Annotated in this window: 15 protein-coding genes; 6 read left to right on the forward strand and 9 right to left on the reverse strand. The window is 45.9% G+C overall.

The genetic code is table 11. The features are described from left to right. The first annotated feature begins 406 nt into the window (after window positions 1-406). Window positions 407-1807: an aldolase gene (locus tag G3M70_17280; GenBank protein QPJ63531.1), complete on the forward strand. Its 1401-nt coding sequence runs from the start codon at window positions 407-409 to the stop codon at window positions 1805-1807. Window positions 1808-1814: 7 nt separating this feature from the next. Here the strand turns inward: G3M70_17280 and G3M70_17285 are convergent, their stop codons facing one another. The 3 genes from G3M70_17285 to G3M70_17295 form a co-directional block, all read right to left on the reverse strand. Continuing rightward, window positions 1815-3284 (reverse strand): hypothetical protein, encoded by a 1470-nt coding sequence (locus G3M70_17285; protein QPJ63532.1) that lies wholly within the window; start codon window positions 3282-3284, stop codon window positions 1815-1817. A 188-nt stretch (window positions 3285-3472) separates the two neighbouring features. Next, window positions 3473-6289 carry a peptidase M16 gene (locus G3M70_17290; GenBank protein ID QPJ63533.1) on the reverse strand — a complete coding sequence of 939 codons (2817 nt, stop codon included), beginning with the start codon at window positions 6287-6289 and terminating at the stop codon, window positions 3473-3475. Between the two features lie 136 nt (window positions 6290-6425). Next, window positions 6426-7322 (reverse strand): EamA family transporter, encoded by an 897-nt coding sequence (locus tag G3M70_17295; GenBank protein QPJ63534.1) that lies wholly within the window; start codon window positions 7320-7322, stop codon window positions 6426-6428. Between the two features lie 140 nt (window positions 7323-7462). Between G3M70_17295 and moaC the strand changes: the two genes are divergently transcribed. The 5 genes from moaC to G3M70_17320 are packed head-to-tail and all read left to right on the forward strand — an operon-like array spanning window position 7463 to window position 14769. Further along, window positions 7463-7978 (forward strand): cyclic pyranopterin monophosphate synthase MoaC, encoded by a 516-nt coding sequence (gene moaC / locus G3M70_17300; GenBank protein ID QPJ63535.1) that lies wholly within the window; start codon window positions 7463-7465, stop codon window positions 7976-7978. Continuing rightward, on the forward strand, window positions 7975-8226 hold the full coding sequence (locus G3M70_17305) for a MoaD/ThiS family protein (GenBank protein QPJ63536.1): 252 nt from the start codon (window positions 7975-7977) through the stop codon (window positions 8224-8226). The genes moaC and G3M70_17305 overlap by 4 nt, the downstream gene beginning before the upstream one ends. A 21-nt stretch (window positions 8227-8247) precedes the next feature. Beyond that, on the forward strand, window positions 8248-8685 hold the full coding sequence (locus tag G3M70_17310) for a molybdenum cofactor biosynthesis protein MoaE (GenBank protein QPJ63537.1): 438 nt from the start codon (window positions 8248-8250) through the stop codon (window positions 8683-8685). A 47-nt stretch (window positions 8686-8732) separates the two neighbouring features. Then, on the forward strand, window positions 8733-11435 hold the full coding sequence (locus G3M70_17315) for a hypothetical protein (protein ID QPJ63538.1): 2703 nt from the start codon (window positions 8733-8735) through the stop codon (window positions 11433-11435). Further along, window positions 11311-14769 carry a UvrD-helicase domain-containing protein gene (locus G3M70_17320; GenBank protein QPJ63539.1) on the forward strand — a complete coding sequence of 1153 codons (3459 nt, stop codon included), beginning with the start codon at window positions 11311-11313 and terminating at the stop codon, window positions 14767-14769. The genes G3M70_17315 and G3M70_17320 overlap by 125 nt, the downstream gene beginning before the upstream one ends. A 10-nt stretch (window positions 14770-14779) precedes the next feature. Here G3M70_17320 and clpB read toward each other — a convergent pair whose 3' ends face one another. From clpB to G3M70_17350, 6 genes are all read right to left on the reverse strand, one after another. Further along, window positions 14780-17407, reverse strand: a complete 2628-nt coding sequence (gene clpB, locus G3M70_17325) for an ATP-dependent chaperone ClpB (GenBank protein QPJ63540.1) — start codon at window positions 17405-17407, stop codon at window positions 14780-14782. Between the two features lie 150 nt (window positions 17408-17557). Continuing rightward, window positions 17558-17986: a group 1 truncated hemoglobin gene (locus G3M70_17330; protein QPJ63541.1), complete on the reverse strand. Its 429-nt coding sequence runs from the start codon at window positions 17984-17986 to the stop codon at window positions 17558-17560. 16 nt (window positions 17987-18002) lie between these two features. Further along, window positions 18003-18332 carry a PilZ domain-containing protein gene (locus G3M70_17335; protein ID QPJ63542.1) on the reverse strand — a complete coding sequence of 110 codons (330 nt, stop codon included), beginning with the start codon at window positions 18330-18332 and terminating at the stop codon, window positions 18003-18005. Between the two features lie 75 nt (window positions 18333-18407). After that, window positions 18408-19361: a thioredoxin-disulfide reductase gene (trxB, locus tag G3M70_17340; GenBank protein ID QPJ63543.1), complete on the reverse strand. Its 954-nt coding sequence runs from the start codon at window positions 19359-19361 to the stop codon at window positions 18408-18410. Between the two features lie 82 nt (window positions 19362-19443). Beyond that, window positions 19444-20805 (reverse strand): threonine synthase, encoded by a 1362-nt coding sequence (gene thrC / locus G3M70_17345; protein ID QPJ63544.1) that lies wholly within the window; start codon window positions 20803-20805, stop codon window positions 19444-19446. Next, entirely contained in the window at window positions 20802-22106 is a 1305-nt protein-coding gene (locus G3M70_17350) for a homoserine dehydrogenase (protein ID QPJ63545.1), read from the reverse strand. Before G3M70_17350 ends, thrC begins: the two co-directional genes overlap by 4 nt. Window positions 22107-22125 lie beyond the last annotated feature (19 nt).

Consider the following 22125-nt stretch of genomic DNA (forward strand, 5'->3'; position numbering starts at 1 on the left):
GGGGTGTCAACTGAAAATCCCCTTTATAGAACAAGCACAACTCCTTATAACCACGATATTTTCAAAGATTGTCCGTCTGAAGTGATTTGGATTTCCCGGATTCAGAAATTCCGTGAGGAAAGCTACAAACAACCGGCGCACTCAGGCTTTCAACCCTTTGATTTTTAAAGCTTTTTTAACTACTATTTTTCTCATGCCCAAGGCACCCTGTTTAGGCTATAATCCTTCAGACTTATTACCGCTTAGGTAGTCTCCCCCAAAGTAATAGCAAGACATACAGCCTTTTGGGGAAAAACTCACGGCAAATGGAAAAGTAAAAGGGTTCCCCGCGATATTTTGACAATATTGGGAACCCGTTTCCAGCCGCCATCAAAATTGACAACTTACTCAGAAACAGGAGTTTCCGATGGTTCCCACCAGTAAAGAGGATATCGCTAACCTATTAAAGGGTGCTGCCACTCTCAATGACCGGGATGTGGAGCTGAATAACGCTGATCTTCTCAGGTCTGGCCCCCTGGATTCCCTGGTGGAAAACTCGGTTTTGAATGAGTCTCCTGAAATACGCGCATATTGTCGGTACGTTATCAAGAAACTGTCTTTACAACTGGGTGTTATTCCAGCCTCCATACAAGGCCTTTATGATGCCCGTGGCCGTGGAGAAAATAGCGGGTACACAGTTCCTGCTCTCAATATCCGGGGAATGGCATATGAGTTTAGCCGGTCAATTTTTCGGACGGCCCAGGCTCTGGATGCTGGAGCTTTCATCTTTGAAATAGCAAAGTCAGAAATCGGGTACACCCACCAAAGACCCCATGAACTCATTGCGGTCATCCTGGGAGCTGCTATTAAGGAAGGATTTGTTGGACCTGTTTTTGTCCAGGGCGACCACTTCCAAATCAATGCAAAAAAATATCATGAAGACAGCAATAAAGAGGTTTCTGGCCTCAAGGATCTCATTCTCGAAGGATTGAACGCCGGTTTCTACAACATTGACATCGACACCTCTACGTTGGTGACCCTCGACCCTGAAGAAGTAAAAGAGCAACAGCGCTTGAATTTTGAAGTGGGTGTTGAGCTTACCAAATTTGTCCGTGAAAACGAGCCCGAAGGAGTTACGGTTTCCGTGGGAGGTGAAATCGGGGAGGTAGGAAAAGAAAATAGCAATGAGGCCGAGTTGCGTGCTTATATGGATAATTTCAATGAACAGTTGGCAAAGATCAACCCGGACTACAAAACCATCAGCAAAATTTCTATCCAGACAGGCACCGAGCACGGAGGGGTTCCCCTCCCAGATGGCACCGTAGCAGATGTAGCACTTGATTTTGATACGCTGGAAAACCTGTCTCGAATTTCAAGAGAACACTATCAACTGGCCGGAGCTGTGCAGCATGGAGCCTCCACCCTTCCCCATGATATGTTCAATCGGTTCCCCCAATTGGAAACCGCCGAAATTCACCTGGCAACGGATTTCCAGAACCTGATCTATGAAAGCGAACACTTCCCCAAAGACCTCAAGGAAAGAATCTACAAACATCTGCATGCTGAGTTTCCTGGAGATAAAAAACCAGGCTGGACGGATGAACAATTTATTTACAAAACCAGAAAAAAAGGTTTTGGTAATCCGTTCAAAAAAGAATTCTGGGGATTATCTGAAGATATCAAATCTGCCATCGGGAAAGAACTCGAAGCAAAGGTTCGTTTTTATTTCGAACAACTACAGGCTGGAAATACAAGGGATATAGTTACCAAATCTGTAGACCCCAAACAGGTCACCCCCTGCCTGGACAATGAATTGAAATACGCCTGACGGCCCCCTATTCCAACCATACTTTTACCTTCCGCACAGAATCTTCCATCTCTAATAGTATCTGGGACTGAAATCCAGAACGTTGAATCCTCTTCTGGACACTTTCCAAGTCAATATTTTGATTTTTAATCGACTCCAATACAGGCGGGTCGATCACTTCTTCCAGATTTTCTGCCACTCGCGCAGGCATTGTCAGTTCCACGCGATTCCCATTTCCTTTGCGAACATCAATTTTAAGATAACGAGACAACCCATCAAAGTTTGCCGCCTCCTCATTTTCATCGAACTCTGGAAGGGGCCATTCACTTGCTTGCTCGAATAAATCCCCTGCCACGTCATCCAGTAAAAATGACCAGGAAATCGAAACTTTCAATTTCCCCAGATGGTTGACGAGTCCATGAAACGTTCTCATTAAAAAAATAACCCTGGGCGGCGCCGCCGAACGGAACCACCACTTCAAATCTCCGACAATATCATCCCAACGTTTGTTTATATTCCAATCATCAAAATCAAACGGCTCATCCTGAATGAATGGTTCGAATAACACGGCAAGCAACCCGGGCAGGCAGTGCCGGATGTCATTTAATTTTTCCAGATCAAAACCCAGCCCCTTAAGACATTGAGCCGGATCAATATTTTCACGGTTTCTAATGGCGAGAATGATTCTTAGCAACAACATCCTTTCACTTTGCGTCACCTCAAACAAACTGCCGAAATCGTATAAAACAATGCCCGGGCTTCGACCTTTGGTGCGAAAAGCAAAATTTAGAGGATTGGGGTCAGAATGCATAATTCCTTTATGAAACAGCATGAACAAAATATGGCTCACCCAGATCTTCCCAATCTCCTGCCGTTTCTCTTGAGGGAGCCCGATTACCTTCTCCAACGTCTGCCCTTTTTCAAACGCCTGCACCAGTACTTTTTCATTGGAATACTCCGGATACACTTTGGGAACAATGACATCTGAACGATCACCCCATTTTTCCCGATACCGCACCTGTTGATCAGCCTCCCTGGTGTAATCCAGTTCTTGATCCAGATGTTCCCTAAGCTCGCGAATGTAACCCGCCAGATCCATTCCCCATTTTTTCATGGGCCCCATTCCGGGCAGCCATCCCAGAATTTTCAGTTCCGAATCCACTTTTTCCTTAATTCCCAGGTATTGGATTTTTATGGCGACAGGCTGTCCGTTTTTCAAAGTCCCCGGGTGGACTTGCCCCAATGATGCCGGTCTTGCCTGAGGTTTTATATTTCTAAAAACAGTATGGAAATCTCCTCCGTATTCACGGTTCAAAATCTCCACGACCTCTTCCCACGGCATCGGATTGACAGAGGCATTTAAGGCCTCTTGCAACTCATCAGCTTCTTCTTTCATACTTAAAAATTGCCCTATCTTGGTCGGCAATCCTTGAGATTCTCCCAACAGCTCAATAAGAAGCTTTTGAGCCCGAAGCTTTTTATCCGCATCAGTCGACACCCTTGCATCCTTGAATGCCTGACCGATACGAAGCCATCTGAAAAGTCGCTTTAAAATGTTATTTCTCCATTAGTTAAATACCTGCAACCAGATTCGAGCCATCAACCCCATTTTTCAATAGAAAAACGCCTTCACAGGTCTGCCAGGCAGCCTACGAAAGCGTTTTTTCTTTTTCTGAATTGTTATTTTTATTTTCTGTTCTTATTTTTTTCCTTGATCATGGCGACCTTCGTAAGCACACCTTCCGGCACACTATCCTGATTGGAACGCGAACGAACCAGAACGATAGAGCGTGGAGTTTTGGAATCAGTGAATAAACGCCTGGCCGCTGCGACCACATCGTTTTTCTTAGCTTTCTTCACAACCTCAATCAATTTCCTTTTGTAATCAAAATCTCCATCTTCCTCCGCCGCGAAATAGTACAGCTCTCCTGCCATTTCAGCGATACTGTCTGGTTTCTTTTCAAGAGATACAACAAGACTGTTTCGGTGTTTGTTGAATTCTTCATCAGTTAACCCATCGAACAGTTTTGTTGCTTCCGCCATCCAGGCCTCCACCCTTTTTTGCAGTTCAAAAGGGCCAAACCCGGCAGACTGAATGATCATTTTTAAAAACAGCCTTTCTTCAAGGCGTTGTCCAAAACTCCAGACGATATATCCCAACTGCTGGTTAGTTCGCATCTGGGTATAAAAATCACTTTCAATAACAGAGGCAACAAGCTGGGAAACAGCATAGTTTTCCATACTGTGCGGGCCAACCTGAAGGGTATAAAACAACGCGTTGTTATTGTCCGGAACCTGTTCACTGTATAAAAACTTTTCCGATTCACCCAAAACGACAACCTTGTTTTCAAATCTGTCTTCCTTAGGCAAGGGCTTACTGCCCATTTCCCGAATGACCAGGTTCACCGATTCACGCGCCTGCTCCTCTGTCCAGTTGCCATAAATAACTGAGGTGATATACACACGGTCGAACAGTTTCCCGGCATATTGCTTGATCTCATCAAAAGTCGCTGCCTTCAAGCCTTCAAGAAGCTGTTCTTCAGTAAATTGCTGGGCCAGCCAGATTTGTCTGTTGAAATAGGAAGCCCGTTTATAACCTTGTCCCAGTTTTTTGTTCTGAACACCCCGGACAAATTCATCTTTTAAATCCCGAAACTTGTTTTCGTCAATGGTAATTTTACGCAAGCTTCCAACCACTAATTTCAACAGATCCTGCACCCGTTCAGAATAGCCACCAACGACCAACACCACTCCTTTTTTCTCAAGGCTAAGCGCGTAGGACAAGCCAGCTTGACTGATCGGGTAAGTGATCTCATTCAAGCCTTCCATAATGGCCGCTTCGTACAATTTTGATCGGGCTAGATTTCCAGGATTGTCATAGACATGAGGCGTTTCAATTAAAAACTTGAGATACACTTTTGGCTTTTCAAACCTGTTGTCATACTGAAAGTAGACCTGTGCCAGATCGTCATCTCGAATAAGGTGCGGGTTTTCAGGATGCAACACCAGGTCATTGGGAATAAATTTGTTCTCAAGAGGATAATGTATCCCTTCCACCTGTCCGGGATTCTTCAGCTTGTTGAATTTTTCTCCGCCTACCTGCTCCAGTGAATACTCAGTCCCGAAGAAATGTTCCTTCTTATTGGTTTCAACATGCTGTGTGCTTAAAGCCACCAGCATATTTTCCGGACGCAATGTATCCAGAATCGCCATGTAGTTTTTCTGGTCCTCTTTCATCAAGAGATATGGCAAGGTTTCAATATCCTCGAGTTCGTAGCGTTGCATGAGGGACGCCTGACCCGCGACATAGCCCATGCCCTCCTGCAACTCCCGCCACTTGTGATTGATTTCCATCATTTTTTGATTCTGGGCAAAAGTATAATGTTGAAACTTCGCTTCCCTCAGCATCTTCAGGTAAGAAAAAACCAACTCAAGGACACGTTCATATTCCTTCTCACCCTTCTGTGTAAGACTGATATTGATATCAAATGTATTGATATTAGGATGGGAATATCCACCGCCTGCTGAAAGTCCCAACGCCAGCCCTTCCTCCTTGAGCTTGGACAGCAGGGACCCCTTACCTTCATGCCCAATCACAGACCCTACGATTGTAGCCGGACGACTTTCCTTCAGATCAAATAATCTGATAGTGGCAAATTCAAGACTCAAACTGCGAGTATCTTTGATGGTCTTAATTTTCAACAACCGGTATTTATCTTTTAAAGGCTTCCTGAAATTGGGGTCAATTTCTGGAAGTTTGACCGGCCGATTGGGAATTTTTGAGAACAACTGGCGAACCAGTTTTTCCTGCTCAGCCAGGGAAAGGTTGGACAACACTGCCAGTTTCATAATCGCTGCAGAGTAGTACTTCTCGTAAAAATCCAGAAGGGCTGGTCGATTATCCCCCGCGAGGGTGTCTTTATTTCCGATCCCAAATTTCCGCATGGGATGCCCGGGTTCCGTTACTTGATGCGCCAGGTGGTTGGCTCTCCATCCATCCTGCAACCTGTTTTTATCAAATTCACTGTTTACCGCATGAACTTCCCGTTCGGCATATTTCGGATTAAACAATGGGGCCTGGAAAAACTGGCTGAACCGGTCTAAGGCTCCTTCAAATGCACCATGAGAAACCTGGAAAAAGTAATTGGTGATGTCATCACTGGTGTAGGCATTGCTCGCACCGGAATTGGCATTGAGGTATTTTTTATAATCTTCAACATCCGGGTATTTTTCCGTTCCAAGAAACAACATGTGCTCCAGATAGTGTGCCAGTCCCTGCTTCTCCATTGGGTCGTAAATATGGCCAACTCCTACGGACAAAGCGGCAGCACTGCGAGTCACGTCCTTATCAGACATCAGGTAAACAGCCAGTCCGTTCTCCAACACAAGGGTTTTCGTTTTTCGGTCCCGTTTCGCATCAGCCGGGGATGCCACCAGCATCACGCAGGCCAGAGCGGCCAGTCCAAGTGAAAATATATGTTTTGAAATATTCCGCGTCGTCATCGCAAATTCCTTAAAAGGTGATTAGAAGCCCATTCCTTTATATATGATATCTCCACAAACGGAACAGATGCATTAAACTTTTTTAATCTTGGCAGTCCCTTATTCTTTATTTTGGTTTTTCATTCAAGTCCAACAATCAATCAAGGCCAATGAGGGCAACACCTCCAGCGATCAGGGCTCCGGCCAGAATCCTTTGCGGGCCAAAAGGTTCCTTGAGCTTGAAAACTCCCCACAACACCACCATCATGACACTGACCTGCCTCACCGCCACCACCTGACTGACGGCCTCAAACTGCAGAACCACGCAAATCAGACCATAAGATCCAACGGTGGTGATTCCCGCAATAAACCCCTTAACCTTCTCCTGCCCCCAGGCCTCAAAGATTTCTCGCGGCTTGTGTTTCATGAACAGATACAGGTTGCACAGGGTAAACCCTATGGTGGCCTCAAAAAAGAAAAACTCCATCCCGTTCATAAAAGAGCGGTCGGGAAACTGGTGGAGAAAAAGGTCCATTCCCCTTTTGTCTACCAGACTGTAAGACACCACCAACCCCAGGGTAATAAAAGCCCAGCGCAGGTCTTTATGCCATAAGGCATCCCAGACATTTTTGAAACCTTCCAGAAGTTTACCTTTGAAATGCAGAATGTAGACCGCCAGAAGGATTGCTCCAATAGCCAGAATACTGGTGAGCCCTATGCGTTCATCCAGCCACCACCAGGCAAACAGGGGAACAAACACAGGGGCAGAACGGGCTATCGGGTAAACGTAGGAGATGTCGGTGGTGTTGTAGGCTTTGGACAGGCTGAGGATATAGGTGCCATGGAGGACCCCGGAGATGATGATCCATTTCCAAAGTTCCGGTGGTAGATGTCCGACACCATTGACGGTCATGAGAACCAGCCCGGCCCCCATGATCCAGACCCCTTTCAAACCGGATAAAAACTGGGAATTCTGACTGGTCTGGGTGAGAATATTCCAGATGGCATGGAACAGACTGGACAAGAAGACAATAGCAATGTGCTCAATGGCCAAATCGAAAACCCAAAATAAGTTTAGACAAACAAAAACGCTGTATTATAGGCCAATCTTTACAAAACCCACATTTCTATCAACCAATACTGAAAAAACATTTCAAACTCGCCGGAGAGCTGGTTTTAAGGTAAAATGTCCCTATGAATAATCCATTGACGCATTTCAACGATCAAGGCCGCGCCCGTATGGTGGATGTTTCGGAGAAATCCGTCACTGAGCGGGTGGCCACAGCTACTGGCTGCATACTCATGAAACCCGCCACCCTGGAGCTCATCCAGAAAGGCGAAATCAAAAAAGGTGATGTCCTGGCGGTGGCTCAAGTGGCAGGAATTATGGGAGCTAAAAAGACTCCCGAAGTGATCCCCATGTGCCATCCCCTCAACCTGACCGGTGTCGACATCAGTTTTGAAATCAACGATGAACCCGAGGCGGAATCCGGTCTCGTTTCAATTGACATCAACGCCACGGTTAAAATCAGTGGAAAAACAGGAGTGGAAATGGAAGCACTCACCGCCGTTTCCATTGCAGCTCTCACGATTTACGATATGTGCAAGGCAGCGGATCGCGAAATGGTAATTGCAGATGTCGGCCTCGCCTATAAAGCAGGAGGTAAATCCGGCACTTTCCAGCGGGATAAAACGGGGACGGACTCATGATCACAGTTAAGTATTTCGCCCAACTCAGGCAAATGGCCGGCAAGGATGAAGACCAGTTCGATCTCGGCGCCCAGGTCACTCTGGATCAACTGAGTGATGCCATAGGAACAAGCCTTCCTAAAATCGGAGAGTTGGTACGTGATAAAAAAATAATGGTCTCAGCTAACCACGATGTAGTGGCCTCGGACCACATTTTCAAAGATGGGGATGAAGTCGCCCTGCTCCCTCCGTTTTCAGGCGGGATTTAATTCACTATTAAGGGTAAACATATGAGCACCACATTGGAACGCAAAGTCAGGATTCAACGTGAAGATTTTTCCGTCACGGATGAAATCGAAACGATTAAAAAATCCTCCCAGAATATCGGCGGGATTGTTGTCTTCCTGGGTACAGGACGGGAATTGAACAAAGGCGAAAGTATTTCAGATCTGAATTTCGAGCATTACCCTAAAATGGCCGAGAAAAAGCTGGAGGAAATACGGGTCAAAGCCATTCAAGATTACAAAATCATCGACATGAGCATCATCCACCGCATCGGCCACATCGATATTGGTGAAAATATTGTTCTCATAATTGCTGCTGGTGAACACCGCAAAGAGGCCTTTGATGCCTGCGAATGGGCCATTGCGGAATTGAAGCGCACCACTCCCATATGGAAAAAAGAAACCACCACCAAGGGGGAAGTCTGGGTCCAGGCCACTCCTTAGCGTTTTGCCTGGAACACCATTTTTAGAGGTATCCTTATCATATTTCTATGACCCTAAAATTTCCCCTCCCTGAAAACCACCTCGTACTTACCGTAAACAACCGATTAAAGCGGCACCTTGAATTACAGGACGCAGACGCACGAAAAAATAACGGCCAAACCATCTGGCTCACCGCACCCATTTTTTCCATTCAAAGCTGGTTGAATGAAATCTATCAAGCCAATTGGCCTGACCGGTGGATTTTATCTTCCCTGCAAAGCCAGACTATTTGGGAAACCCTGCTTGAAGCGGACCGGGAGTTTGTCGCCCTCGACCCGCTTACCCTGAAGGGAGCAGCCAAAGATGCAGCAAAAGCTTACGCCTTCCTGCACCAATATGAAATCCCGGCAACTGAAAGAAATTTTTCCGGTACCGAGGAGACCCAATCCTTTTTTCGCTGGAAAAATGCTTTTGAAGGTGTTCTTCAACAACAAGGAGCCATTGATCAAAGCCAGGTCATGGGTAGAGTTATTCAACTCATCGTTTCCGGGAAAATCACACTGCCTGATCAAATTATACTGGCCGGCTTTGATGAAATAATACCTGCAACAAAAAGCCTGATTCTGGCTCTTGAAAAGGATGACCATAAGGTCAGTTATTTTCCTGAAGAAATTTCAAACCACTCCCCCACCGATTTTCCAAACAGTGAAAATGCCAGCGTCCGTCGTTTCAGCGACCTCAAAACAGAAATCATCCAATGCGCACGGTGGATACGGTCACAATACAAGGAAGGCCGTCGGATTGGAGTGGTTGCGACCCGTCTGGACGAAGTCAAAGTACCGCTTGAGCGAGAGTTGATGGCGGAGCTTGCTCCCAATTCGATTTTTCCCTGGGAAGAGGTCAAACTACCCTTCAACGTTTCTCTGGGACAACCTCTAATTAAAGAGTCCATGTTCCCACCTGCCTTGACCATCCTGAGTTCAGCCTCAATTCCAGCCCCGTTTCCCAGGCTGCTGCAGACCTTAAAAAGCCCTTATCTTGTTCCAGAAGTTGATGATGAAAATGTCGTCGAAGATTTGGAAACCCGTCTGATCAATAAAAAATTACAGGAGGTGACTCTCGCCAACTTGCGCAATCTCACCCTCCCGGCAGCAGGAAAAACCCAGAAAGATTCCCTCCAGTACAAAAGCATTAAAAGACTTTTGGCTAAATGGATAGAATTCCAACAGAACAAAAAATACCAATCAAGAAAACTTCCCAGTGAATGGGCTCGTGTTTTCGTAAAAGTATTGGCAGGAATTGGTTGGCCAGCAAAGTTTCGCAAATTAAGTTCACGGGAAATTCAGGCCTACCTGGAATGGGAAAGTCGTCTGGATGAATTGGCAACGCTTGATCCTATCCTCGGGCATATCTCAAGGACCGAGGCTGCAACCTACCTGATCAATATGGTGGCCAACCCGGCCCGGCCATTTCAGGAACAATCGACAGAGGATTCCCCTGTACAGCTGATGGGGCTTTTGGAGTCTTCTGGCCAGACGTTTGACAGCCTTTGGGTCATCGGTTGTGAGGCCGATATATTACCGGAACCTTTAAGGCCCAACCCGTTCCTTCCCGCAAGACTCCAGAAAAAACTGGAGCTTCCTTATGCTTCTCCTGAAAGACAATTCAGGTTTGCGAAGACCTTGATCTCCAGACTTGTCAAGTCCTCACCTCATGTTGTTTTCAGTTATTCACTTGTTAAAAATCAGGAGCCGAAAAGACCAAGTCCATTACTATCCGGACTGCATGAAATAGAAATGATCTCTGAGGAGACACACAGACTCAAGGACCAGATCAAGGTCACTCCTCTTGAGTCCATTTCTGACACACCCGAAATACAGGCGAGCTCTGCGTTTTTAGAAAACTTTCAAGGTGGGTATGGAATACTCAAAAACCAGGTGGAGTGCCCGTTCCGTGCCTTCTCGATTTACAGGCTCCTGGCAGACCGGTATTTAATTGCAGAAACTGATTTCGACCTTATGGAGCGAGGAAACATTATTCACCTGGCATTAGAGCTGGTATGGAAAGAAATAAAAACACGCAGCAAACTCGAACAATTATTTAATTCGGGTTCTTTATCCAATCTGGTTGGAAATGTAATAAAAAAAATTCTGGTCAAAGATGATTACATTCGCATTCTCAAAGACCAACCCCATTTCAAGGAAATGGAATTTCAGAGGGTTACGGATCTGGTTTTAGGTTGGCTGGAGTTTGAATTGAATCGTGAGGACTTCCAGGTATCCGCCCTGGAGAAAAAAAATAAATTCAACTTTGAAGGTTTAAGATTCAGCTATCGTGCGGATCGCATCGATGCCTTTCCCGATGGCCGACAATTATTAATCGACTATAAATCCGGCAAAGTCACACCCGGCAACTGGTTCAAAGAACCTGTCAGAGATCCCCAACTCCCTTTATACGCAATACACCTCAATCCAGACGGCATTGCCTTCGGACAAGTCAAAAAAGGGGACTTCAATATCCACACGGCGGCTTCAGAATTCATCCCATCTCAAGGCCTCAAAGCCCTTTCCATCAAGAAACAAACAAAATGTGAAAACTGGGAAGAATTGTGTGAGCGGTGGCATACCCAATTAAAGATAATCGTCCTTGATTTTAAAAGCGGGAGAACAGATATTTCCCCCATTGACGATGAAGGCACATGCCGAAATTGTCAGCACGCCTCACTTTGTCGTGTTGAAGAACTTAAACAGCGACTGGAGGACCCCGCATAAAATGCCGGAAATTGCCGATCTAACAGTTCGAAAAATGGCACTCGACCTTTCGCGGTCCTTCATTGTGCAGGCTCCTGCGGGATCGGGAAAAACGGAATTATTGATCCAGCGTTTCCTAAATCTATTAGGCCAGGTGGAACAACCCGAACAAATTGTCTGCATGACTTTCACCAGAAAAGCCGCGGGTGAAATGCAATCCCGCATATTCAGTGCTCTTGAAAGAGCTGCAGAAAGAGAACAACCATCCGAGCCCCACCTCCAAACATCATGGGAACTTGCATTAAAGGTACTTGAGCAAGATAGAAAGTGTGGCTGGAACCTGCTCAATAACCCTGGACGTCTAAAGATTCAAACCATCGATTCCTTCTGCGCCTGGATTGTCCATCATATGCCTCTTAAGTCCAGGTTGGGAGGGAGCCTGAATCCCGAAGAATTCTCAAGAGGAACCTATGCAGAAGCTGCCAAAAGAATCCTGGAAATGGCGGAAGAAAACTCCGAAACAGGAGAAAACATAAGAACCCTTTTAAAGCACCTGGATAACAACAAGCTCGATTTTCTTAATCGCATCCAGTATCTCCTTGAAAAACGCGACCAATGGATTATCCCGTTTTTTTCTTCTATGGAGCTCACTTCCCTCCATAGAAGTTGGTTTGAAAACACATTGAGCGATCTTTTGCGCGATCAATTGAAACTTGCTGATGCATTGTTTCCCGCCTCCGTTAAAGCCACTCTTCCCCCATTACTTGCTTTAAGTGCGGAGAACCTCAATCAACAAAACCCGGATACCCTTTCCTCTTTAACCGGGTTGAAATCTTTTCCAGATCCAACGCCCGACAATATTCCTAAATGGAGGGAGCTGGCCAACAGATTGATCACTTCAAGCGGAACTTTTCGAAAAAAGCCAAACAAAAAGGATGGATTTCCTACCGAGTTAAAAAATGAAAAAGAATCCTTCAAAGCAATTCTCGAAGACTTGTCTGATAACCGGGAGCTTGAATCCGTTCTGGATGATCTCAGAGAAATTCCAGACTCTTCTTTTTCAAACAAAGACTGGGCCATACTCGAAGCCACGTTCAAAATTCTGAAACCCATGGAAAACACCCTTCGTGAAATTTTCAGAAAGAACGAAGTGACTGATTTCACCGAAATTTCTCTGGCCGCCATTGATGCCCTGGGAGATTACGACCAGGACGGCAACCTGCTACCTACTGACCTGACTGAATATCTTGATTATAAAATCCAGCATATTCTGGTCGATGAATACCAAGACACCTCCTTTAAGCAGTACGAACTACTAAAACGGCTTACCGCGGGATGGCAAGCGGATGACGGCCGAAGTCTGTTTATTGTGGGCGACCCTATGCAATCCATTTTCCGTTTTCGAGATGCAGAGGTTGGAATATTTCTTAAATCCCAGAATGAAGGCATTGGGGATTACCCACTCGAAAAACTGACGTTGACGACAAACTTTCGCTCACAAAAAAATCTGGTGGCCTGGGTGAATGACTGTTTCCAGCAAGTTTTCCCAAAAAAGGAAAATCCGGATTCCGGAAAAATCAGTTACTCCCCCTCCAAGGCTTTTCAGGAAGAACTTGGAATACCAGGTGTGCAATATCATTGTTATGAGGAAGGTGACTTCGAAAAAGAAGCTTGTGATGTGGCGGACCTCATTCAGACCCTTTCAGCAGAATATCCCGGTAAAAACATAGCAATTCTGGCCCGAGCCAAACGGCATTTACAGCAAATCATAAGAACGTTGCGTGATCGGAGAATCACTTACCGGGCTGAGGATATTGATCCACTATCAGAGCGTTGGGAAGTCCTCGACCTTTTGTCACTATTACGCGCCATTCTCAAGCCAATGGACCGGATCGCCTGGCTTTCTGTTTTGAGAACACCCTGGGTTGGTTTAACTATGACGGATCTGCATGAGCTCTGTGTGGAATCCAAGGGGATGTCGGTCTGGTCTCTTTTGCTGGATTCAAAGAGGCTTGACAAACTCACGGACGATGGAAAAACGCGTGCTGAGCATTTTGTCCATACTATGAAACCTGCTCTGGAAAACCTGTCAACGGCCGGCGTGAGAAATACCCTGGAAGCTTTGTGGATTTCTCTTGGGGGACCCGCTTGCATACCCGGCACTTCACAGGAGGATATCGAAACTTTTTTTGATGAACTGGAAAGTTTTCTGGACTCCCAGGACGAAATAAATTTACAGGCTTTTGAAAACCGGCTCGAGACTATTTTTTCAAAAGCCGCCTCAGATGAAAGTAATCTTCAATTGATCACCATGCATAAAGCCAAGGGTCTCGAGTTTGATTTTGTCATTCTCCCAGGACTTGGAAGGAAAACGCAACCAGATAAAAACCGACTTGTTTTCTGGCTTCCACACAAGCAATCGCTCTTATTGGCACCGATAGAAGAAACGGGGACAGACCCGTCTCTCCTCTATCGCTATATTAAAAAAATCAACTCTCAGAAGGATTTATCAGAAGCGGCTCGCCTTCTTTATGTCGCAACCACGCGCGCTAAATGTCAACTCCACCTTTTTGGCAATGTCTCCCCAACTAAAAAAGAAGACACGACTCCATCTTCGGGATCTCCTCTTGGCCTGCTGTGGCCATACATTTCAAAACACTGGCAAAAAACTGAGGATACGTCAGCCAGCACTGCGGAGAAAGATGGCAGGCCAGTTTACCCAAATGTTCTAAAGAGAATGCCCGACTTGTTTCAGCTCCCTGAAATTCCTGAAACTCTCCCCACGGGAAAAGAAATACTCATAAAAGAAGTGGAAGAGCCTTCATTTGAATGGGCTGGGTTGCGGGCCAGATGTCTTGGCACAGTGCTTCATCGATGCCTGCAAAGTCTTGCAGAAAATGGATTCAGCCCAAACACGGAAGAGGAACTGGGGATGTGGGAACCCAGGGTGAACACTGCATTCAAGGGAATGGGGTTAACTCACCGTGACCTGAACTGGGCCAATGAACAATGTCTGAATGCCCTGAAGGCCACCCTTGAAGACGAAACAGGTCGCTGGGTCCTGGATCAACATGACGAACCACAAAACGAATACGCACTAACCTATTCAAATAAAGGAACAATTGAAACACGTATTCTGGACAGAACTTTTGTTGAAGAAAATATAAGGTGGATTATAGATTATAAAACAGGACTCCACGAAGGCAGCGACCTGGAGGCGTTTTTAAAAAATGAAATTCAACGCCACCGGCCGCAGTTGGACGGCTATGAAAAAGCCCTAAGAAACTTTGGAGAAACCCGGCCCATAAAGAAAGCCATTTACCACCCCTTTTACCAACGCCTGCTGGAAGTTTGATCAGCTTCCGTCAAACCTTTGAGAAAACCACTTTATCTCCTTCCAGGTCTGCGGACAAAGAATCACCTTCACCAATCTCTTCCTCCAGCATCTTCACGGAAAGTGGATCCTGGACAAATTTTTGCAATACCCGCTTGAGAGGACGCGCCCCAAAAACCGGATCGAATCCTTTGTCTGCAAGAAACTCTTTCAATCGATTCGTTAACTCGAGCGTGATGGATTGCTCCGCCAGCCTCCGGCGAAGATCAACCAACAGGATATCGACTATCTCGAATATCTGCTCCCGCCTCAAGCTCCGGAAGATGATCATGTCATCTATGCGATTGAGAAATTCCGGCCGGAAATGATTCCGTAATTCCTGCCGAACCGACTCCTGAATTTTTTCATAGCCGGCATCCCATTCATCCACATCATCCTCTTTTAGATGAGCCATTTGCAATCCAGCATCCTGAATCATTTTCCCTGCAATGTTGGATGTCATCAGAATTACTGTGTTTTTAAAGTCGACCGTCTTCCCTTGCCCATCCGTCAAACGTCCCTCATCCAGAATCTGGAGAAAAAGATTGAAGACATCGGGATGCGCCTTTTCGATCTCATCAAATAAAATGACAGAGTATGGTTTTCGCCTGATTCGTTCCGTCAGGTAGCCACCCTCGTCATAACCCACATAACCGGGAGGGGCCCCAATAAGCCGGGCAACGGAATGTTTTTCCATGAATTCGGACATATCAATCCGCACCATAGCCTGGGGATCATCAAACAGAAAATCAGCAAGAGATCGTGCCAACTGGGTTTTACCCACACCCGTCGGTCCCAGAAACAAGAAGGAACCAATGGGCCGGTTTGGATCCTGAAGACCGGCACGTGCCCGACGAATGGCATGGGATACAAGACGGACAGCATCTTCCTGCCCCACCACTTGCTTATGAAGGGCCTGCTCCATTTCAAGAAACCGTTTTTTGTCAGACCGAAGCATCTTTTCAACAGGAATGCCCGTCCATCGCGAAACTATTTCTGCGATCTCATCTTCCCCGACCTCTTCATTCAGAATTTTATTTTGAGACTGCAGTTGGGCAAGGTGTGCTTTGGCTTTTTCAAATTCTCCTTGCAACCGAGGAAGAGTTCCGTATTTCAGTTCAGCGGCACTTTCCAAATTCCCTTCCCTCTCAGCACGTTCGGTTTCCAGTTTCACCGATTCCATACGTTCATTCAAATCCCTGATCTCACTAATCAGTTTTTTCTCTTCTTCCCATTGCTTTAGTTTTTTGTCGCCCTCTTCATTTAGTTTCCTGATTTCTTCCTCAATTGATTTTATCCGCTCGAGCGATTTTCCGTCGGATTCCTTTTTCAGGGCTTCTTTCTCAATTTCAAGTTGAGTCACACGACGCTGAACCTGGTCTACCTCAACAGGAACAGAATCGATCTGCATTCTCAAACTGGAAGCCGCTTCATCAATGAGGTCGATCGCTTTATCAGGAAGAAAGCGATCAGAAATATAACGGTGCGAGAGTTTCGCTGCTGAAATTATCGCAGCATCCTGAATCCTGACTCCGTGATGAATTTCATACTTTTCCTTAAGCCCACGGAGAATTGAAATAGTGTCCTCCACATTGGGCTCACCCACATTGACAGGCTGGAAACGCCGCTCCAGCGCTGCATCTTTCTCAATGTGTTTTCTGTATTCATCCAGAGTTGTCGCACCAACACAATGCAGTTCGCCTCTTGCCAATGCAGGTTTCAGCATGTTGGAAGCATCCATGGAACCTTCCGCCGAACCCGCTCCAACCAGAGTGTGCAGTTCGTCAATGAACAAGATTAATTCACCGTCGGACCCATTTATCTCTTTTAGAACGGCTTTTAGTCGATCCTCAAACTCCCCGCGATATTTTGTTCCCGCTATAAGAGATGCGAGGTCAAGGGAGATGATTCGTTTGTCCTTGAGGCTTTCGGGGACATCGCCATGAACCACCCGTTGAGCAAGCCCTTCAACTATTGCCGTCTTGCCCACCCCGGGTTCACCAATCAATACCGGGTTATTCTTTGTCCGGCGAGACAATACCTGGACCACTCTCCGGATTTCAGTATCTCGACCAATTACAGGATCCACTTTTCCAGATCGTGCACGTTCTGTTAAATCGATACAATACTTTTCGAGGACTTGGAATTTTTCTTCAGGAGACGGGTCGGTTATCCTCTGGGATCCCCTGATTTCTGTGAGTACTTGAAGAACTTTCTCAGAAGTCAAACCATGGGAAGACAGAATTTTGGCAACTGGATGACTTTTTTCTTCAAGAATGCCAATAATGACATGCTCCGCACTGACAAACTCATCATGCAATTGCTGGGCTGCATTGAAGGCATGATCCATTATTTTTTTGAACGAGTCAGAGAGGTAGACTTGAAAGTTGGAAGATTCAAGGCGAGGGAATTTTGCGATCCTGGAGCCCAGTTCTTCACTGATACGGGCAACTTCAATGCCTGTTTTTTTCAGTAGAACATTAGCTAATGAATCAGGATCTTCAAGCAAAGTGGCAGTAAGATGCTCCACTTCCATGGCCTGATGCCGTTCTTTTTCGCAAAGGGCCTGCGCCTTTTGCACAGCTTCCTGTAGCTTAAGGGTTAATTTATCAAATCGCATAATCGATCTCCTGGATCATTTTTGTTTGCCTAAAAATAAATAAAACCCACTCGTCTCCCGGTCAAGCAAGGGAAAAATAAACTTTAACTTTTGGAGAAATCAGGGAATAAAATACGGGGAAGGCTTCTCTGGAAACAGAACGTTTTCGGGTCAGGGCTTTTTAATATCGATGATTCCGTACCCATTGGGGGTGAGGTTGGGCTCACATTCTGAAACATCAGATTTCACCAGGGAATGTTTAAAGGCGTAATCGATTCGAATCCATTTCTCTGCCAATGGAACAGGCACATTACACTCTTCAAGACTATCTTTTAGGATATTGGAACGAAGATCAAACAACTCTTCCGTGATAAACATATGCCGGTGAGCCATGGATGGGATTCGTCCGCTATACACTTTGCCTCCCCCCATATTCGAAACCATAAAATCAGTTTGCTGATCTTCGATTACCTTCTGGTTAATCCCCTCAAAAAATTGTTTTAGCCAGGGGTGTGCATACAATTTATCGTAAAAAACTTTATGGACACGCTCCAGGGTGGGACGTCCCCCTATATCTTCAAGTAACGAGTTGGCTTCCATTTTTCACGGCACATTTTTAAATTTTACCTTGATGAATATAAGCCAGGGCATCCATCATAAATTTATCATCGGGGTTCAGGAGTGAAAAAGCCACAACAAACTTACCTTGCTCCCTCCTTTCACAACGAACAATTTGTCCCTCAAGGATGCAGGAGCTTATCTCCTCGTGCTCAAGTAAATTCAGTTGTAAACATTTTTCAATTTCCAAAGGCTGGTCGAACTCAAGCAACATACCTTTAACGCTAATATCAATAACCACAGCGGAAAATTTCCGGCCATCCATTACCAAAGCCACCTTCGCTTCAATGGCTTTCCTGGGAAATGCACGCTTGTCGGCCATAGGCACCAGATCAATTAGGGTTCAAGCACAAAATATATATCGATAAAAGTCTGGGTCAAAAATGAAATAAAATGGAATTAATCAGGCAAGACCCTTTTCACCCAGCCATCTCTCCGCTTCAAGAGCCGCAGCACAGCCGGTCCCCGCGGCTGTTACGGCCTGTCGGTATTTGTGGTCATGTACGTCCCCCGCAGCAAAAACACCCTCAACACTGGTCTCCTGCGTTCCCGGTTTGATCTTTATGTAACCGGAGTCCTCAAGGTCAATTTTCCCCTTGAAGATTTCAGTGTTAGGAGTATGGCCTATGGCATAAAATATTCCAGCGGCTTCCAGTTCTCGTTGTTCATTGGTCTTCAGGTTTTTTAATCTTGCACCCGTAACAAATTGATCTCCAATGGCATCTTCCAGAACTGAATCCCATACCATTTCAATTTTTTCATTATTAAGCGCACGTTCCTGCATGATTTTTGAAGCACGAAGCTCGTCGCGACGGTGCACAAGGTAAACGACTGAGCCAAATTTTGTCAGATACGTTGCTTCTTCAACGGCCGTATCTCCCCCACCAATAACCACCAGAGGTTGGTTTCTAAAAAAAGGCAAAGCCCCATCACAAACCGCACAGGCAGATATACCCTGGTTCCACAGTTTTTCCTCACTAGGGACTGCCAGACGCCGGGCAGTGGCCCCGGTTGAAATAATTACGGAATGGGCTTTGACCGTTGTGGAGTCACCTTTTATGGTGAACGGCCGATTCTGGAAGTCCACCTCCTGCACGTCTTCTCCCACCATCCGGGTGCCGAATCTCTCGGATTGCTTCCGGAATAATTGCATGAGTTCAGGGCCATTGATCCCTTCAGGGAAACCCGGATAGTTTTCTACATCCGTAGTTGTTGTCAATTGCCCTCCAGCCGATCCACCTTTAACATACCCTTCATACATAAAAGGATTAAGGTTTGCACGTGCTGCATAGATTGCGGCAGTATGACCCGCCGGTCCCGAACCAATGATCGCTAAATTTTCAATTTCATCTGCCAAGGAAAACCTGCTCTTTCCAAATTTTAATCCCTGTTAATCAAGGAATGTAATTAATTATTTCAGAGGACCCAAAGGATCCCGGTTAATTCCGTCGCTCCAGTTTTTCACTTATAGTCTTCCGGATAACATCAATGTCCGGCGGTAAGTTGATTTCATTAAACGGAAATTCGGTTTTGACATCTTTTATTCTCTCTCCATGGTAGTTAGCCAGAAAGTCGGTAAACTTTAAACCATTGGCAGTGGAGATAACAACCACACGTTCGTTTTTCTTTATCACACCCCGTTTAACCAGTTTTTCAAGAGCCGCCAGAGCAACCCCGGTATGTGGGCAACAAAGAAGCCCCGTTCGGTTGGCACGTCCCACTGCATTGGACAATTCATTCTCCGTTGCATCTTCCACTACCCCATCAAATTCTTTAAGAGCACGGATCGCCTTCATAACACTTACAGGATTGCCAATCTGAATCGCGCTGGCTTGCGTGGTTTGTGCCTGCACTGGTTCAAATTTTTCATAGTTTGTTTTAAAACACCTCGCCAAAGGATTTGCCCGTTCAGCCTGCGCGCACACCAGGCGTGGCAGCTTGTTAATAATCCCCAGGTCATACCACATTTTGAATCCTCGACCAATTGCACTCACATTACCCAGGTTGCCCCCTGGAACAATGACGACATCCGGAACCTCCCAGTCAAATTGCTGGACCAGTTCGAAACTGATGGTTTTTTGCCCTTCAATTCGTAGACTGTTCATCGAATTGGCAAGATAAATCTCATTACCGGCGCTTATCTGCTGGACGACCTTCATACATCCGTCAAAATCTGTATCCAGAGACAAGGTCAAAACTCCGTGTGCAATCGGCTGGATAAGCTGGGTCAAAGAAACTTTTCCCTTTGGGAGGAAAACAATCGCAGGGATATCCGCAACTGCGCAATATGCTGCGAGGGCAGCCGAGGTATCGCCAGTCGAAGCGCAAGCAACTGCCTTGATATTCTGACCTTCGGAACGCATCTGCTTGACCATAGAAACAAGCACCGTCATACCCAGATCTTTAAAAGAACCCGTGTGAGACATACCACATTGCTTAACCCACAAGTCCTTCATTCCCAGCTCATTCCCCAGGCGTTCTGCCCAAAAGAGATTGCTTGCTCCCTCATATGTTGAAACAATATTTTCATTGTCCACAACCGGGCAAACCAACTCTTTCTTCCCCCAAACAGAAGATCCGTAAGGCCAGTCGTTTTTTCGATAACGCTCTTCGAACAACCTCTTCCAATCAGTAGCTGACCGTGTCTTCAACGCCTCCATATCGTGAACGACTTCAAGCAGGCTGTCGCATTCCGGACATTTGTAAATAATCTCCGTCAATGCATGCCGGGTTGAACACCCGTTCATACATTGAAACCAGGCATTGAAAACTCCCTTTGATACCTCAGTCGGTTCACTCATTCTTCAACTCGAATTAAAACTGTTTTTTCACTAACAATGTCAAGGACGTCAATTTCCTTGAGTGCATTCTGGACATTGTTTTCCAGAGCCTGATGTGTCATCAGCACCAAAGGAACCCCGCTACCTTCTATACACCGCTCACGCTGGATCATGGTTCTTATACTGATCTCATGTTGTCCCAGGATCCCTGAAATTTTCGACAATACTCCCGGTTGATCCTTAACCACAAACCGCAGGAAATACTCCCCTTCAATCTCATTAATATTTTTCAGGGGAATTTCTTTTAGTGATCCCATTGGATAAGACTGGGGTGGAACGCGGCCCTTACAACCCGCGATCACATCTCGTGCGATATCCACCACATCTCCAATAACGGCGCTACCTGTTGGCAGTCCACCTGCGCCATGACCTACAAGAATGTTTTCTTCCATACAATCGTCACACACCAGCACCGCATTCAATACCCCGTTTACATTTGCAATTGGTTTACCCTGAGGCACCATAGCGGGGTGTACCCGGACATCAATAGATTTGCCGTCGTATTTTGAGATGGCCAGCAGCTTGATACGGTAGCCAAATTGACTGGCACATTCGATATCCTCCTGCCTGATACTGCTAATTCCCTGCGTGTAGATGGAATCAAACTTGACAGAAGTTCCGTAGGCCAGCCGCGTGAGCACTGCAATTTTATGCGCAGAGTCAATCCCCTCAATGTCAAAGGTTGGATCTGCTTCCGCAAACCCCTTGGCCTGCGCTTCTTTTAACACCTGGTCAAAAGGCAACCCTTCATCGGACATTTTGGTGAGGATGTAATTGGCAGTACCATTGACAATCCCTTCTATCGCCTGAATCTTGTTGGCAACAAAACTTTCCTTGATAGAACGGATAATGGGTATTGCCCCACCTACAGCCGCTTCAAATAAAAGTGCAACCCCAGACTTTTCTGCTGCCCCAAACAATTCGTCGCCATGTAAGGCAAGCAGAGCCTTGTTGGCAGTCACAACATGCTTTCCATTTTCCATGGCTTTGAGTACAAAAGTCCGGGCCGGTTCATAACCTCCCATCAGTTCAATCACAATATCGATATCTGGAGAGTCGAACACCTCCTCCGCTTGAGTTGTCAGAGTTCCAGGAGGAAGTGCGACCCCCCGGTCGGTCGTGATATCAAGATCTGCAACCTTTACAAGCTCAAGATTTGCTCCCAGCCGCTGGCTTATCTGATCCCCATTCTGCTGGAGAATTTTCACTACACTGGAACCGATAGTACCAAATCCAATAATTCCAAGTTTAATTGAGTCCATCAAAATTCCTGTAAAGATA

Source organism: Candidatus Nitronauta litoralis (assembly GCA_015698285.1).
Classification (GTDB): Bacteria; Nitrospinota; Nitrospinia; order Nitrospinales; family Nitrospinaceae; genus Nitronauta; species Nitronauta litoralis.